We start from the raw sequence: 13,938 nt of genomic DNA on the forward strand, positions 1-13,938 counted from the left end.
AGCCCCAGCCGGTCAGCCGTCTGGGGCTTTGTGCTTTCAGCTTCTAGAACGCTTACTCCAAAAACATCAAGAAAGTCCCCTCCCCCCAGAACACAGGACAACTTGCTTTGAAGCGCTTGAGTCAATAAACGTCACTAGATCTCGCGCAAAACGCCCTCGAAGAGCCGGCCCCGGAAAATCGGACAGTAGGATAAGTGATAGCCTTGCTTCACCCACGGCCGCGTAGCGGCTTGAATGAGGAGCAAGAGCATGACGAGAAGGAAGCGGCGGAATCACTCGCCGGAATTCAAGGCCAAGGTGGCGATCGCTGCCTTGAAGGGCGACAAGACGCTGGCTGAACTGGCGCAGCAATTCGATGTGCATCCGAACCAGATTACGGACTGGAAGATGCAACTGCTGGAACGTTCGTCGGTTGTGTTTGGCGAGAAGCCGGCGAAGGAAATAGGACCGGACATCCAGACCATGCAGGCCAAGATTGGTCAGCTGACGTTGGAGAACGATTTTTTAGAAAAGGCGCTCACCAAGGCGGGCATGCTGAGCGCAAGAAGATGATTGACCGCAATCACGACCTGCCAGTGGTCCGGCAATGCCAGATTCTGGCGTTGGCACGGTCGACGGCCTACTACACGCCGAAACCGACCTCAACCGAGGAATTGGCGCTGATGCGCCGGATGGACGAATTGCATCTGGAGTTCCCATTCGCCGGAAGCCGGATGCTGCGCGACCTGCTCAGAAATGAGGGGCAGCCCGTCGGCCGCAAGCGGATCCGCCGGCTGATGCGGCAGATGGGCATCGAAGCCTTGTATCGCAAGCCGAACACCAGTCGTCGGCATGCGGCCCACCCGATTTATCCCTACCTGCTGCGCAACCTGAGCATCGAGCGGCCCAATCACGTGTGGGCGACCGACATCACCTACATCCCGATGCGCCGAGGCTTCGTCTATCTGGTCGCCATCGTTGATTGGTACAGTCGCCGGGTTCTGGCCTGGCGTTTATCGAACACGCTGACCACCGACTTCTGCCTCGAGGCATTGCAGGAAGCGATAACGCGTTACGGCACGCCGGAAATCTTCAACACCGACCAGGGCAGCCAGTTCACCAGCAGCGAATTCACCGGGCAGCTCAAAGCGAACGGCATTCGTATCAGCATGGACGGCAAGGGTTGCTGGCGTGATAACGTCTTCGTCGAGCGCCTCTGGCGGACCATCAAGTACGACGAGGTGTATCTCAAAGCCTATGAGTCCGTATCCCACGCCAAGGCGAGCCTGGGGCAGTTCATCACGTTCTACAACAGCCGGCGGCCTCATCAGGCATTTGCCGGCAAGACACCGGACATGATTTACTTCGCCGGCTTGCCGCAGGAACCCCTCGCCGCATGAAACCCGCGTTACCCACCGCGCCGGCCGCCTACGGTCTGAACGGACCTTCGGCAACCGTCACCGTGGATAACGCTACACCCGCAGGGCTCCACTTATCACCGTCGAAAATCTGTCCAAACAGCCGGGTCCTGCTCTCATGCCGATGTCGATTTCCTTGATTGAAAACGCGGCATCGCTGGCGACATAGCGCATGTCGCAGCAGGTGACGAGATCTAGCGCACCACCGATACAGGCGCCGTGGATTGCCGCCAGGACAGGTTTCCGGCATCGTTCGATGCTGCTTAGACAGGCTTGTAGGTCGAGGATGATGTGGCGCAAGGTTTCCCGGCTGCGCGCACCATCCGGGTTGGCGATCTGCTGTTGAATTCCGGTCAGCATCGCTAGGTCGATTCCCGCGCAAAAATTCTTCCCTTCGCCGCTCAGGATGGCGACGCGCGCATCTGGCGAGCAATCAACCCATTCAAAGACCTGTCGAATTTCCTGCCACATCGTCGCATTGAGGGCGTTCGACTTCTCAGGGCGATTAAGGCGTATGTCGGCGATATGCTCGCTGAGCGCGATTGTCAGGGTATTGAATTCTGGAAGGCTCATCGGGTGCTGGCTCCTTGGAGATGGTTTCCCGTTGATACGCCAAGCGCTTCGCCCCTTGGCTGGTGCCTATATCATGCCATGCTAGCCAGTGCAGAGGCCAGATCGGCGTTGTCCTCCGGCACTTTGCCTGCCTGGCTGTCGATTTCTACGATATATCCGGCCAGACGCAATTGTTCTGCCCAATATTCGGTGTGCTGCCGAGAGGGGTGCCATGGACCATGCTCAATGATGGGGCGCTCGGTTCCGTTGCGGTAGCGGGTTACAACGCGGTACACGATTCAACTCGGCGTTTATGTGAAAGTACAGCCCTGAGTGTAAGTTTACCCGGCGTTCTTAGCTTTCTGCCAGAGTACGTCGCCACGTCCACCAGCGCGGTTGAGCAGGCGGCCAAGAATGAACAGAAGGTCGGAGAGGCGGTTAATGAAACGCCGTGCTGCTTCCGAAAGTGCTTCGGCACTGTGTAGTCGAACCATGGTGCGTTCCGCGCGTCGACACACGGTGCGGCAAAGGTGGGCGATGGCGGCAGGTCGGGTTCCTCCGGGTAGGATGAATTCCTTGAGCATCGGGAGTTCCCGATTGAACACCTCCGCGAGTTCCTCCAGGCGGGCAACCTGAGCGTCTTTCATGATGGCCATGCCGGGGAGGCAAAGCTCGCCACCCAGATCGAACAGGTCGTGCTGGATATCGAGCAGCGCGGTACGGACGGGATCGGGCAATTCCTCACAAAGCAGAAGCCCAATGGTCGAATTCAGTTCATCGACCTCACCGATGGCATCAATACGAAGGCTGTCTTTGGTTGTCCGACTGCCATCGCCCAACCCGGTCGTCCCGGCATCACCGGTGCGGGTGACGATCTTGGACAGACGGTTCCCTTTGCGCTCGTTTACGTTGCTGTTCTCAGTCACGATGTTTCTCCTTGCATGGTGCGGATTATACTGACAGGCCGTGAAAGAGACTGTTCCGCCCATGCCAAAGTTCGCAGCTAACCTGAGCTTTCTGTTCACCGAGCATTCCTTCCGGGAGCGTTTTGACCTCGCAGCCGCAGCTGGATTTGAGGGGGTTGAATACCTCTTTCCCTATGACTGGCCTGCCCGAGAGCTTGCCGAATGCCTGAAGGCTGCTGACGCGGAACAGGTGTTGTTCAACCTTCCGCCTGGCGATTGGGCTAACGGCGAGCGTGGGGTGGCGTGTTTGCCCGGCCGTCAGGGCGAGTTCGTGGAGGGGGTCGAACAGGCCTTGGACTACGCGATGCTACTCGACTGCGAGCGCGTGCATTGCATGGCGGGTTTGCGCCCCTGGGGCGTTGCCGAGACTGAGTTGGAAGCCGTTTATGTCGCCAACCTGCGCTATGCGGCCGATCGTTTTGCGACGATTGGCACCACCGTCATGGTCGAGCCGATCAATAGCCGGATCGATATGCCCGGATACTGGCTCGATAATGTCGACAAGGCGCTGCGCTTGATCGAAAGCATCGGCCGCGACAACGTCCGACTCCAACTCGACCTTTACCACGCGCAGATTATTCAGGGCGATCTGGCGCGCACGATAGAAGACAACATCGATCTGATCGGCCATGTCCAGATTGCCGACAATCCCGGTCGTCATGAGCCGGGCACTGGAGAGATTCACTATCCCTACTTGTTCGCTTTGCTGGATCGTCTGGGTTATTCGGGCTGGGTGGGATGCGAATACAAACCGCTGGCTACGACCGAGGCTGGTCTTGCCTGGTTGCCCAGATGAGCCAAAGCGCCATCGTCTGCTCGGCACGATGCATGGTATTGTTTTTCAGAGCACGGCCGCTTGCTGTTTACCGTGCCAAGCCTTGGCAACATCAACGCTAATCGCGCCGTCCTGATCAGGTGACCCCGCCGTCATGAGTGCAATGAACGATATTCAGTTTTCGGTCGACAAGGAAAGCCTGCTCAAGCGCTTGCGACTCTATCTCGCGGATCGTTGTCTGCTGGCTGACGAAGAAGACTTGCGCCCCTACGAGTGCGACGGACTGACAGCGTTTCGCGAGCTTCCGCTGGCCGTTTGCTTGCCCGAGACCGAGGGACAGGTGATCGACATCCTGCGCACCTGCCACCAGCTGGGCGTGCCGGTGGTGGCTCGCGGCGCCGGCACCGGGCTCTCCGGCGGGGCGATGCCCCATTCTCAGGGTGTCGTGCTGTCGTTGGCGCGCTTCAACAGGATTTTGCGTGTCGATCCGTTGGCCAGGCTTGCCGTCGTCCAGCCCGGGGTGCGCAATCTCGCCGTCTCCGAGGCGGCCGCGCCGCATGGATTGTATTACGCCCCGGATCCCTCATCGCAGATTGCCTGCACGCTGGGCGGTAACGTGGCGGAGAACTCGGGCGGCGTGCATTGCCTGAAGTACGGACTCACCGTCCATAACGTGTTGCGCATCCGTGTGGTCAGCATTGAGGGTGAGGTCTTCGACATTGGCTCGGAAGGCCCGGACTCGCCGGGGTACGATATGCTGGCGCTGCTGATCGGTTCGGAGGGCATGCTGGGCGTTGTTACCGAGGTGACCGTCAAACTGGTGCCCAAGCCGGAACTGGCGCAGGTCGTGATGGCTTCGTTCGACGATGTCGCCAAGGCAGGTGATGCGGTCGCCGCCATCATCGCTGCCGGCATCATCCCGGCCGGTCTGGAAATGATGGACAAGCCGGCGACTGCAGCGGTTGAGCCCTTCGTCAAGGCAGGTTACGACCTGGATGCCGAGGCCATCCTGCTGTGCGAATCGGACGGAACACCGGAAGAGGTGGCGGAGGAAATCGCCCACGTCACCGAGGTGCTGAAACAGGCAGGGGCCAGCAACATCAGCGTTTCGCAGTCGGAAGCCGAGCGCCTTCGTTTCTGGGCCGGGCGCAAGGCGGCTTTCCCGGCGGTCGGGCGGATCACGCCGGATTACTATTGCATGGATGGCACCATCCCACGCAAGCGACTGGCCGAGATGCTGTCGGCGATTGCCGGGATGGAGCACAAATACGGATTGCGTTGCGCCAACGTTTTTCATGCCGGGGATGGCAATCTACATCCTTTGATCATGTACGACGCTTCCGAGCCGGGCAACTGGGAAAGGGCCGAGGCCTTCGGCGCCGAAATACTGGAATTGTCGGTCGCTCTGGGCGGATCGATTACCGGCGAACACGGCGTGGGGATCGAGAAAATCAATCAAATGTGCGTCCAGTATGCGACGCCCGAACTCGATGCCTTTCGTGGCATCAAGCATGCATTCGACGAGCGGGGCTTGCTCAACCCCGGCAAGGCCGTACCGAGTCTGCATCGCTGTGCGGAATACGGCCGCATGCATGTGCATCGTGGCGAACTCACGTTTCCGGAACTGGAGCGTTTCTGATGACGCTAGATACCATCGTTGAGGGCGTCCGGACGGCGTACGACAACCACTCCGCGTTACGTATCCGCGGTGCCGGCAGCAAGGATTTCTACGGCGGGATGCTCTCCGGGATCCCGCTGGATGTAGCCGGATACCGCGGTATCGTAGCCTACGAGCCCACCGAGCTATACATCACCGCGCGTTGCGGTACGCCGCTCGCCGAGATCGAGGCGACTTTGGCGGAACAAGGGCAGATGCTGGCTTTCGAGCCGCCACGTTTTTCGGGAGCCACAGTCGGCGGTTGCGTGGCTGCCGGCTTGTCCGGTCCGCGCCGACAGCAGGCCGGGGCTGTGCGCGATTTCACGCTCGGCGCCCGGCTGGTAGACGGCACGGGTCAGGTGCTCAACTTTGGCGGTCAGGTCATGAAGAACGTCGCCGGTTACGACGTTTCGCGCCTGCTGGCCGGCAGCTTGGGAACTCTGGGGGTACTGGCCGAAGTTACTCTCAAGGTGCTGCCGCAGCCGACGGCGGAGCGGACACTGGTGTTCGCGCTGGATGTGGAGGAGGCGATTGCCCGGCTCAATCGCTGGGGCGGGCAGCCGTTGCCTATATCCGCATCGTTTTGGCATGAGGGGCAGCTCTGGCTGCGCTTGTCCGGAGCGAAGGCCGCGGTCGATGCGGCAATCGGCAAACTGGGCGGAAGCGAGCTGGCGGACGGCAATGGTTTGTGGGAGTCGGTACGCGAACAGACGCACCCTGTATTCGCCAGCGACATCCTGTGGCGTCTTGCGCTGCCATCTACGGCCGGTGACCCCGGGGTGTCGGGTTTGCGTGCCGTCGAGTGGGGCGGCGCGCTGCGCTGGTATGCCGGAGAGCAGGATGCGGTACGGGGCGCAGCAGCGCGTCTGGGCGGCCACGCGGTGCTCTATCGCGCCCCCGAGTCGTTGCGCTGCCTGGAGGGGGCTTTCGCCCCGCTATCGCCGGCCATGCTGGCGCTGCACCGACGCCTCAAAAAATACTTCGACCCGAGGGGGATACTGAATCCTGGTCGTTTGTACGCGGAGTTCTGATGGATACCAAACTCACCGACGAACTGCGGGCGACGCATGACGGTCAGGTAGCCGAGGAAATCCTGCGCAAATGCGTGCATTGCGGCTTCTGTACGGCAACCTGCCCGACGTATCAATTGCTGGGCGATGAACTGGATGGCCCGCGGGGCCGAATCTATCTGATCAAGCAAGTGCTCGAGGGCAAGCCCGTGAGCGAGAAGACGCGCACTCACCTTGATCGCTGCCTGACCTGTCGCTCCTGCGAAACGACCTGCCCGTCAGGAGTCAAATACAGTCATCTGCTCGATGTCGGTCGCATGGTGGTGGAAGACAAACTGCCCCGCCGCCTGGGCGACAGGCTGACGCGCACGCTGCTCAAGACGGTCCTGCCCAATCCGGCATTGTTTGCCCCGGCGCTTGCCATTGGCCGGGCGATGAAACCGCTACTACCTTCGGTGCTGGCCGACAAGCTGCCGCCAGCGCTGCCCGTTGGCCTCCCCTGGCCGAAAGAGCGGACGCATGAGCGGCGTATGCTCGCGCTGGCCGGCTGTGTCCAGCCATCGCTGGCGCCGAATATCAACGCTGCCTTGGCGCGCGTGCTGGATCGTCTCGGCATTACGCTGTTCGAGGAGGAGAAGGCCGGATGTTGCGGTGCCGTACGTTTTCACCTGAATGCGCAAGCGGATGGCAAGGCCGACATGCGTCGTAACATCGATGCCTGGTGGCCGCACGTCGAAGCCGGGATCGAGGCGATTGTGATGACTGCCTCGGGTTGCGGTGTTCAGGTCAGGGATTACGCGCATGTTCTGGCCGATGAGCCGGCCTACGCCGAAAAGGCACGGAAAATTAGTGCGCTCTGCCGCGATCCTGCCGAGATTCTTGTGGCAGAAACAGATACACTGTTGCCGCTTCTTGCCGTGCGCGCAGGGGAGCGGGGGAGGCTGGCGTTTCATTCTCCATGCACGCTGCAGCACGGTTTGAAAATTCGTGGGGTGATCGAAACGCTGTTGCAGGCGGTGGGCTATATTCTGACGCCGGTGGCCGATGGCCATCTTTGTTGTGGTTCGGCGGGTACCTATTCGCTGCTCCAGCCGGACTTGGCCGGGCGGTTGCGCGACAATAAGCTGAATGCGCTGATGGCTGGCGGGCCGGCGCTGGTGGCTACCGCGAATATCGGCTGCCTGACGCATTTGCAGGCCGGAAGCAGTTTGCCGGTCAGGCACTGGATAGAACTGATAGACGAGGGTTTGGTGTGATGGCTGAGGCCACAAATTCTGTTTTCGAAATTACGAAATCGCTGGACGAGCAGGGGGCCGGGCGGATCAAGAGATTGCTGGAGGGAGGCGTGAAGATTCCGCCTCAACCACGCGTACTCGACGAGTTGCGCAAACTGATGGCGCGCAAGGAAATGGATGTCCGTTTGCTGGCTCGCGTCATCAATCAGGATCCAGGGTTGACGGCAATATTGTTCAAGATTGTGGGAAACTCCGCGTATCGCCAGCATCCGCCGATGAGCTCGGTTGAGGAGATTCTTCATGCCGTCGGCGTGCGTCAGACCTTCAATCTGGTGCAGGCCATTTCGCTGGCCGGGCTCGGGGGGGTCAAGAAGAACCGTCAGGTTTACGAGGCCTTCTGGGCACGCTCGCACACCATCGCCCAGATGGCCATGCTGATCGCCGACGAGCGTGTCGCCGTGTGCAACATTTTTCCGGATCAGGCTTATCTGGCAGGAATATTCCACGACTGCGGCGTGCCGCTGCTGATGCAGCGTTTCCCAACCTATTGTGCCGAGATGCAGCTGGGGGCCCCGGGAAAATGGATCGATCTGGCTGACGAAGACAGCAAGTTCAACGCCGATCATTGTGTGGTCGGCTATCTTGTCGCCCGTCACTGGTGCCTTCCGGAGTTCATCTGCGATGCCATTCGCTACCATCATTCGATCAACGATCTGGGGGCTCACGAGGCGCGCAGCATGGTTGCCATCCTGCAGCTGGCCATCGAGATACATTGCGTCGATCAGCGCATGGACAACCCGGAGTGGGATGCCATTCGCGGCGATGTACTACCTGAACTGGGGCTGAGCGACGATACCTTGCCGGAATTCGTCGATATCGTTCTCGAGCGCTTTCAGGGAGTAGCCAATGCGCCGTGATTGCCCGGAAAACGACGTTGCAACAGTGTTAATCAAGCTTTCAGCCATTCGTGATGCCCTTGCGGCCGAAAAGGGGGAGGAATGTCGATAGCTGTCGATGCGTGCGCTGCGCAACATCAAGGAGATCGCAAGGAGCAGCAGGATCGTGTGGCGATCTTGCCGCATGCACGCCGCAAGGGTGTGGCGCTGGCTGTTGTCGCCGACGGCATGGGGGGGCATACGGGCGGCGCGCTGGCCGCAGAGCAGGTCATCCATACCGCAAAAACCAATCTCGATCATTTCCTTGGTGCCGACGAATGCCCGCAAGGCATGCTGGAAAACAGTATGTTCGAGGCGCACACCATGATCAAGGCGTCGCGCTTCATGAACGAAATGGATCCGCACAGCACGGCGGTCATGTTGCTGCTCCAGCCGGGAAAAGTCACCTGGGGGCATTGCGGCGACAGTCGTTTGTATCATTTCCGGGGCAAGCAACTGGTGCGTCGTACCGTCGATCACTCGTACGTCGAACATCTCGTGGCGACCGGAAAGATTACGGCCGAACAGGCGCTTACGCATCCTAACCGCAATGTCCTGCTGGCTTCGCTCGGCGGACAGGATGAGCCCAAGATCACTCTCGACGAGTTTACCGAACTGGCCGCCGGCGATTCCTTCGTTTTGTGTTCGGACGGCTTGTGGGCCTACTTTGATGACCGCGAACTGGGTGCGCTGGTAGCCGAGAACTCGGCACGCCAGGCTTGCGAAATCCTCATTGACAAGGCCCGGCAGCGTGCCAACGGCGGCGGGGATAATCTGTCGCTGGCCATTATCAAGCTGATCGAGGCTTTGCCGCCCAAGAAGCCGGCGCCGCCACCGGGTTTCGTTCCTCGTTCGCGTCTCTGAGCGCGCTAAGATCAAAACAAGAACGGCGCCTGGATGGCGCCGTTCTTGTTTACGTGTGTTTGCCTTACTTGCGGCCCAATCCGCCGAGCAGCGCAGCCACAACGCGTTTTGGCTTGTGCGGATCGGCTTTGGGCGGTGCCTTGGGCGAGTCCGGAATCTCGCCGCGCGGGGAGGTTTCCTCGTAAGGTTTGCTGAAATCGAAGCCGTCGGCGGCGATCATCGGGTTGCGGCGCGATGGGCGGCGTTCGCCGCGCTCGTGGCGTTCCGGCTTGTGGGCCAGCGGTGCCTTCGGCGGCGGTGCCAATGAACGCTTGCGCTTGTTGCCCGGGGGGTACTCGTATTCGGGTTCCGGTTCGAAGCCGGCTACTTCGACTTGTTCGATCGGCCGCTTGATGAGTTTTTCAATATCGACCAGGTAGCCGACCTCGTGCGCGCTGACCAGCGAGATGGCGTTGCCCATCTTGCCGGCGCGGCCGGTACGGCCGATGCGATGCACGTAGTCTTCCGGCGTATGCGGCAGTTCGTAGTTGATGACGTAGGGCAGATCGTCTACGTCAAGGCCGCGTGCAGCGACGTCGGTGGCGATCAGGGCGTGCGTTTCGCCAGCCTTGAAGGCATCGAGCGCCTTGATGCGATCGATTTGGCTCTTGTCGCCGTGGATGGCATCGGCGTGGATGCCGGCACGTTGCAGTTCGCGGGTCAGCCGCGAACAACCCTGCTTGGTGCGCATGAAGACGATGCACTGGCGGATTTCGCCAGACTTCAGCAACTTGGTCAGCAACCCGCGCTTGCCGTATTCGGATACCGGGTGAACGCGGTGGGTGATGGTGTCGGATACCTGGTTGCGGCGGGCGACCTCGACCAATACCGGCGAGCTGAGCATGGTATCGGCCAGTTTCTTGATCTCTTCCGAGAAAGTGGCCGAGAACAGCAGGCTCTGGCGTTGGGCCGGCAGCATCTTGAGGATGCGGGTGACGTCGGGGATGAAGCCCATGTCGAGCATGCGGTCGGCTTCGTCGAGGACCAGCGCCTGCACGGAATTGAAGCTGACGCTCTTGTTCTCGACATGATCGAGTAGGCGGCCCGGCGTGGCGACGAGGATTTCAACGCCCTTTTTCAGCTCGGCGATCTGCGGCTTGATGTCGACGCCGCCGAAGGCACACATGGCGCGGATCGGCGTATGCTTGCTGTAGGCCTTGACTGATTCGAAGACCTGCAGCGCCAGTTCGCGGGTCGGTGCGAGGATCAGGGCGCGTACCGGGTGTTTGGCCGGCGAGGGGCTGCTGCTGGCGAAGGGCAGAATACGTTGCAGGATGGGCAACGTGAAGGCGGCGGTCTTGCCGGTGCCGGTCTGGGCACCGCCCATGATGTCCTTGCCGCTGATGACGAGCGGAATTGCCTTGGCCTGGATCGGAGTCGGTTTTGTATAGCCTTCGTCGGTAACGGCACGCAGCAGTTCGGGGGCCAGGCCGAGGTCGGCGAAGGTGATTTCGGGAGCTGCTTCGGCAGCCGGAGTGCCGGCTGCGTCGCCGGCTAAGGTATTGATTTCAGACATGGGCCGGAATTATACGCCTACCGTCTGCGCTCGGTCAGAATACATGGGGCGCCGGTGGCGGAGAGCGTGATTTTTGTCAGAAAGCCGGTGCCCTCAAAGTTTGCCGACCATCGTTTCAAGCTGCTGCCGATTGATCGGTTTGACGAGCACGTCGTCGAAGCCGAGGCTCCTCAGGCGATCCTGATCTTCCTGAAAAGCATGCGCCGTGTAGGCAATGATCGTCGGTCGCGGCGACACGGCACATGCCTTGAGCTGGGCGCAGGTTTCCTCGCCGGATAGCCCGGGCATACTGATGTCGAGAAGGATCAGGCGGAAAGCGTTTTGTCTTGCCAAAGCCAGGGCACTCAATCCATCCGCAGCCTCCTTGACATCCCAGCCCAGACGCTTGAGCAGCGCCGATGCAAGCAGACGATTGGTCGGTTGATCGTCAACGACCAAGGCAAGTGGTTGGTCAGTCATTGGTCGCTCCAAGGGGGAGGAATACGGTAAAGGTCGATCCGACGTTGACTTCGGAGGTCAGCGCGATTCTGCCCCCCATGTGCTCGACGAGTTGTTTGACGAGCGCGAGCCCAAGTCCTGTTCCGCCTTGTTCCCGGGTCAGGAAGTGCTCCAGTTGCTTGAATTTCTCGAAAACTGTTTCCTGGCTCTCCACGGGGATGCCCAGGCCGGTGTCGCTTACTGCAAACGCAATTTCATTGCCAATCCGGCTGACCGCGAGCGAGATTTCACCGCGAGCCGTAAATTTGACCGCATTGCTCAGTAGATTGTTGAGTATCTGACGCAGGCGTACCGGGTCGGTCGGGAATTGGGCGGGCAGTTCATCGGCGAGATGCACGCCGAAGCGGAGTCCCTTGCTTTCGGCGGGAACCCGGTGCAGTACTGCGCATTCGTCGACAAGATCAGCAATTGCCGTCGGAGCGGACTGGAAGAGCATTTCGCCCGATTCGATCTTGGCCAGGTCGAGTATTTCATTGACGAGGCTGAGCAGGTGGCTGCCGCTCTGTTCGATGATGGCAGCGTATTCCTGATGTGATGGATTTTTCAGTTCGAGCTTCAGGAGTTCGGCGAAACCCAGTATGCCGTTGAGCGGGGTTCGCAACTCGTGCGACATCGTCGCCAGGAAGGCTGATTTTTGGCGACTGGCTTCCTCGGCTTTTTCGCGTGCCTCATCGAGACGTTTGAACGACTCCTCGACCGAGTCGGCCATATGGTTGAAGGAGCGGGCCAGTTCGCCCATTTCGTCGGTGCCGCGTGCATCCAGCCGGCGCCCGAGGTTGCCCGCCTGAAAATCGTGAATGCCGTCGATCATCCCGGTGATCTGCCGGGTCAGCAGCCCGGCCATCCAGACTGCGATGCCGATGACGACGGCGACCATCAGCAGGGTCGATCCCCACAGGCCGAATGCGGTGGCGGCCAGGCTGTCGCTGATGTGATCGAGCAGCGCGCTGCGGCGGTTCTTGAAGTCGGCGTCCTTCTGTTCGACCAAGGCATTGATCCGTGTTGCCGTATCGGTAGCCGCCTTGTGGAAGTCATCGACGTTGGCGCCGATGGTGACGAAACCGAAGCCTTGTGGCGTTTTGCCGTATTGACCGGTGTAGTAGGGGATTGCAGCCGCCGTGGTTAGTTTCCACAAGCCCGAGAAGAAGATTACGAAGGAGCCCGATCCGCCATGTTCGGTCAGGGCATTCCAGCCGTCGCATTGCGGGGAGAAGTTGAGGTAGCGGCAGTCGAGGCCGACGGTGCCTGCCTCGATCAGTGCCTTCGCCGGCTTGCGTTGCAGGTTCTGGTCGCGGAATGGTGGGATGCCGGCAAGGAATTCGTCGGCGGGTTTGCCGCTGGCCTGCCATTCCGCGTAGAGCGCTTCGTCCATCCATGGCGTGGCCGGACGGCCGGTCAGCGGGTCGTAACCGGCGATCATGTAGTCGCGGGGGTGGGAGATCGAGCGGCTGTTGTGATCCCAGAGAAATGCGTAGTTCCCCTTGATCGCATCGGCGATCGGGGTGAAACGTTCCTCCGTCGGCATCAGGCGATCGGAGAACTGGCGGATGTGGTCGTGATCGAGGGCCAATGTGACATAGCCGGTGATCCGCCCCCCCCTGACGACCGGCGTGGCCCAACGGACAATTCCGCGGAAGCGCTTGCCGAGTGGATTCTCGGTTCCGGCATAGGCCGAATCCGTGGGGCTGAAGGGTTTTCCGGCTTTTTCGAGAACGGCCGGAAGATAGGGGCCAATGGTATGCGTCGGTACATAGGCACCGATCACGTTGGAGACATGGATTTCCCCCGGTTTGAGCTTGCCCAGCTCGGCAAAATATTGCTCGGCCTTCACAAAGGTATTGGCCGGGTCGGCAATGTTGCGCCGGCGCTTGTCGGTCAGGTCGCCTTGCGTGACCTTGATCTTTTCATTGCCAGCGAGATCGACGAAGGTTATTTCGACAAATAGTGGACGGCGCTGGCGTTCTCCCAGATATTCTGGGGGGCGCGTGTGAAAGTCCTTGGCGTTGTCGGGCAGTGGCTTGCGGGTGGCTTTGGTCTCGCGTGCGACCGCTTGCTCGGGAGTCCATGATTTTCCGTCATCGGCCAGGCGCCATTTTCCGTGCTGATAGATGTCGCGTTGGTGTTCGTTCAGAAACTGTGCGAAAGCCTCCTCGGAAGGGGGGAGGGTGGCTGCCTGGCGGATATCGTTGTCGCGGTCGTACAGAAAAGCGGCTATTTCCTTGGCTGTATCCGTCGTCAGCGCCTCGATCGCTTCCCGCGAACGCAAGTCCAGCGCGCGTATCGAGTCGTCGGTGACGGTCTTGCCCATCGATTTCATGGTCACCAGAATGGCGTCGGCCATGCTCCCGGCTTTTGCCGATACGTCGTTGCCCAGGCGGCTCGTGGCATACCAGGCGAACCAGGCAAGCAGCAGAAGCGGAATCACCTTGATCAGCACGAAGATGCTGATCAGTTTTCCACGTATTCCACCCATGAAATCCGGGAATGGCATCGCT

At 60.2% G+C, this 13,938-nt stretch carries 13 protein-coding genes; 7 read left to right on the plus strand and 6 right to left on the minus strand.

The features are described 5' to 3' along the window. Positions 1 to 249 precede the first annotated feature (249 nt). Positions 250 to 1,379, plus strand: a protein-coding gene (locus tag AB6Q56_RS01235; protein WP_434513533.1) for an IS3 family transposase whose coding sequence is annotated in 2 segments (ribosomal slippage) — positions 250 to 499 and positions 499 to 1,379 — 1,131 coding nt in all. Because the reading frame shifts where the segments join, the coding sequence is not laid out codon by codon here. Between the two features lie 72 nt (positions 1,380 to 1,451). On the opposite strand, the gene AB6Q56_RS01240 is transcribed toward AB6Q56_RS01235, so the two are convergent. The 3 genes from AB6Q56_RS01240 to AB6Q56_RS01250 all read right to left on the minus strand — a co-directional run bounded on the left by AB6Q56_RS01240 (position 1,452) and on the right by AB6Q56_RS01250 (position 2,875). After that, positions 1,452 to 1,970, minus strand: coding sequence for an enoyl-CoA hydratase-related protein (locus AB6Q56_RS01240; RefSeq protein WP_434515388.1), 519 nt, complete (start codon positions 1,968 to 1,970; stop codon positions 1,452 to 1,454). A 71-nt stretch (positions 1,971 to 2,041) separates the two neighbouring features. After that, positions 2,042 to 2,245 carry a hypothetical protein gene (locus AB6Q56_RS01245; protein ID WP_434515389.1) on the minus strand — a complete coding sequence of 68 codons (204 nt, stop codon included), beginning with the start codon at positions 2,243 to 2,245 and terminating at the stop codon, positions 2,042 to 2,044. A gap of 45 nt (positions 2,246 to 2,290) precedes the next feature. Then, a complete protein-coding gene (locus tag AB6Q56_RS01250; RefSeq protein WP_434515390.1) occupies positions 2,291 to 2,875 on the minus strand; it encodes a cob(I)yrinic acid a,c-diamide adenosyltransferase in 585 nt (194 codons plus the stop codon). Between the two features lie 61 nt (positions 2,876 to 2,936). On the opposite strand from AB6Q56_RS01250, the gene hyi reads away from it, so the two are divergent. The 6 genes from hyi (at position 2,937) to AB6Q56_RS01280 (ending at position 9,390) form a co-directional block, all read left to right on the plus strand. Then, entirely contained in the window at positions 2,937 to 3,710 is a 774-nt protein-coding gene (gene hyi, locus AB6Q56_RS01255) for a hydroxypyruvate isomerase (RefSeq protein WP_434515391.1), read from the plus strand. Between the two features lie 133 nt (positions 3,711 to 3,843). Continuing rightward, positions 3,844 to 5,328 (plus strand): FAD-linked oxidase C-terminal domain-containing protein, encoded by a 1,485-nt coding sequence (locus tag AB6Q56_RS01260; RefSeq protein ID WP_434515392.1) that lies wholly within the window; start codon positions 3,844 to 3,846, stop codon positions 5,326 to 5,328. After that, a complete protein-coding gene (gene glcE, locus AB6Q56_RS01265) occupies positions 5,328 to 6,377 on the plus strand; it encodes a glycolate oxidase subunit GlcE (protein WP_434515393.1) in 1,050 nt (349 codons plus the stop codon). The genes AB6Q56_RS01260 and glcE overlap by 1 nt, the downstream gene beginning before the upstream one ends. Further along, positions 6,377 to 7,612: a glycolate oxidase subunit GlcF gene (glcF, locus tag AB6Q56_RS01270; protein ID WP_434515394.1), complete on the plus strand. Its 1,236-nt coding sequence runs from the start codon at positions 6,377 to 6,379 to the stop codon at positions 7,610 to 7,612. Before glcE ends, glcF begins: the two co-directional genes overlap by 1 nt. Before the next feature lie 89 nt (positions 7,613 to 7,701). Continuing rightward, entirely contained in the window at positions 7,702 to 8,508 is an 807-nt protein-coding gene (locus AB6Q56_RS01275; RefSeq protein ID WP_434515395.1) for an HDOD domain-containing protein, read from the plus strand. An 81-nt stretch (positions 8,509 to 8,589) separates the two neighbouring features. Then, positions 8,590 to 9,390 (plus strand): PP2C family protein-serine/threonine phosphatase, encoded by an 801-nt coding sequence (locus AB6Q56_RS01280; RefSeq protein ID WP_434515396.1) that lies wholly within the window; start codon positions 8,590 to 8,592, stop codon positions 9,388 to 9,390. A gap of 64 nt (positions 9,391 to 9,454) precedes the next feature. Here AB6Q56_RS01280 and AB6Q56_RS01285 read toward each other — a convergent pair whose 3' ends face one another. The 3 genes from AB6Q56_RS01285 to AB6Q56_RS01295 all read right to left on the minus strand — a co-directional run bounded on the left by AB6Q56_RS01285 (position 9,455) and on the right by AB6Q56_RS01295 (position 13,934). Beyond that, positions 9,455 to 10,879, minus strand: coding sequence for a DEAD/DEAH box helicase (locus AB6Q56_RS01285; RefSeq protein ID WP_434517112.1), 1,425 nt, complete (start codon positions 10,877 to 10,879; stop codon positions 9,455 to 9,457). Positions 10,880 to 11,038: 159 nt separating this feature from the next. Next, positions 11,039 to 11,404 (minus strand): response regulator, encoded by a 366-nt coding sequence (locus AB6Q56_RS01290; RefSeq protein ID WP_434515397.1) that lies wholly within the window; start codon positions 11,402 to 11,404, stop codon positions 11,039 to 11,041. Next, a complete protein-coding gene (locus AB6Q56_RS01295) occupies positions 11,397 to 13,934 on the minus strand; it encodes a sensor histidine kinase (protein ID WP_434515398.1) in 2,538 nt (845 codons plus the stop codon). The genes AB6Q56_RS01290 and AB6Q56_RS01295 overlap by 8 nt, the downstream gene beginning before the upstream one ends. Positions 13,935 to 13,938 lie beyond the last annotated feature (4 nt).

Origin of the sequence: Dechloromonas sp. ARDL1, from assembly GCF_051122455.1 — a bacterium.
Lineage (GTDB): Bacteria > Pseudomonadota > Gammaproteobacteria > Burkholderiales > Rhodocyclaceae > Azonexus.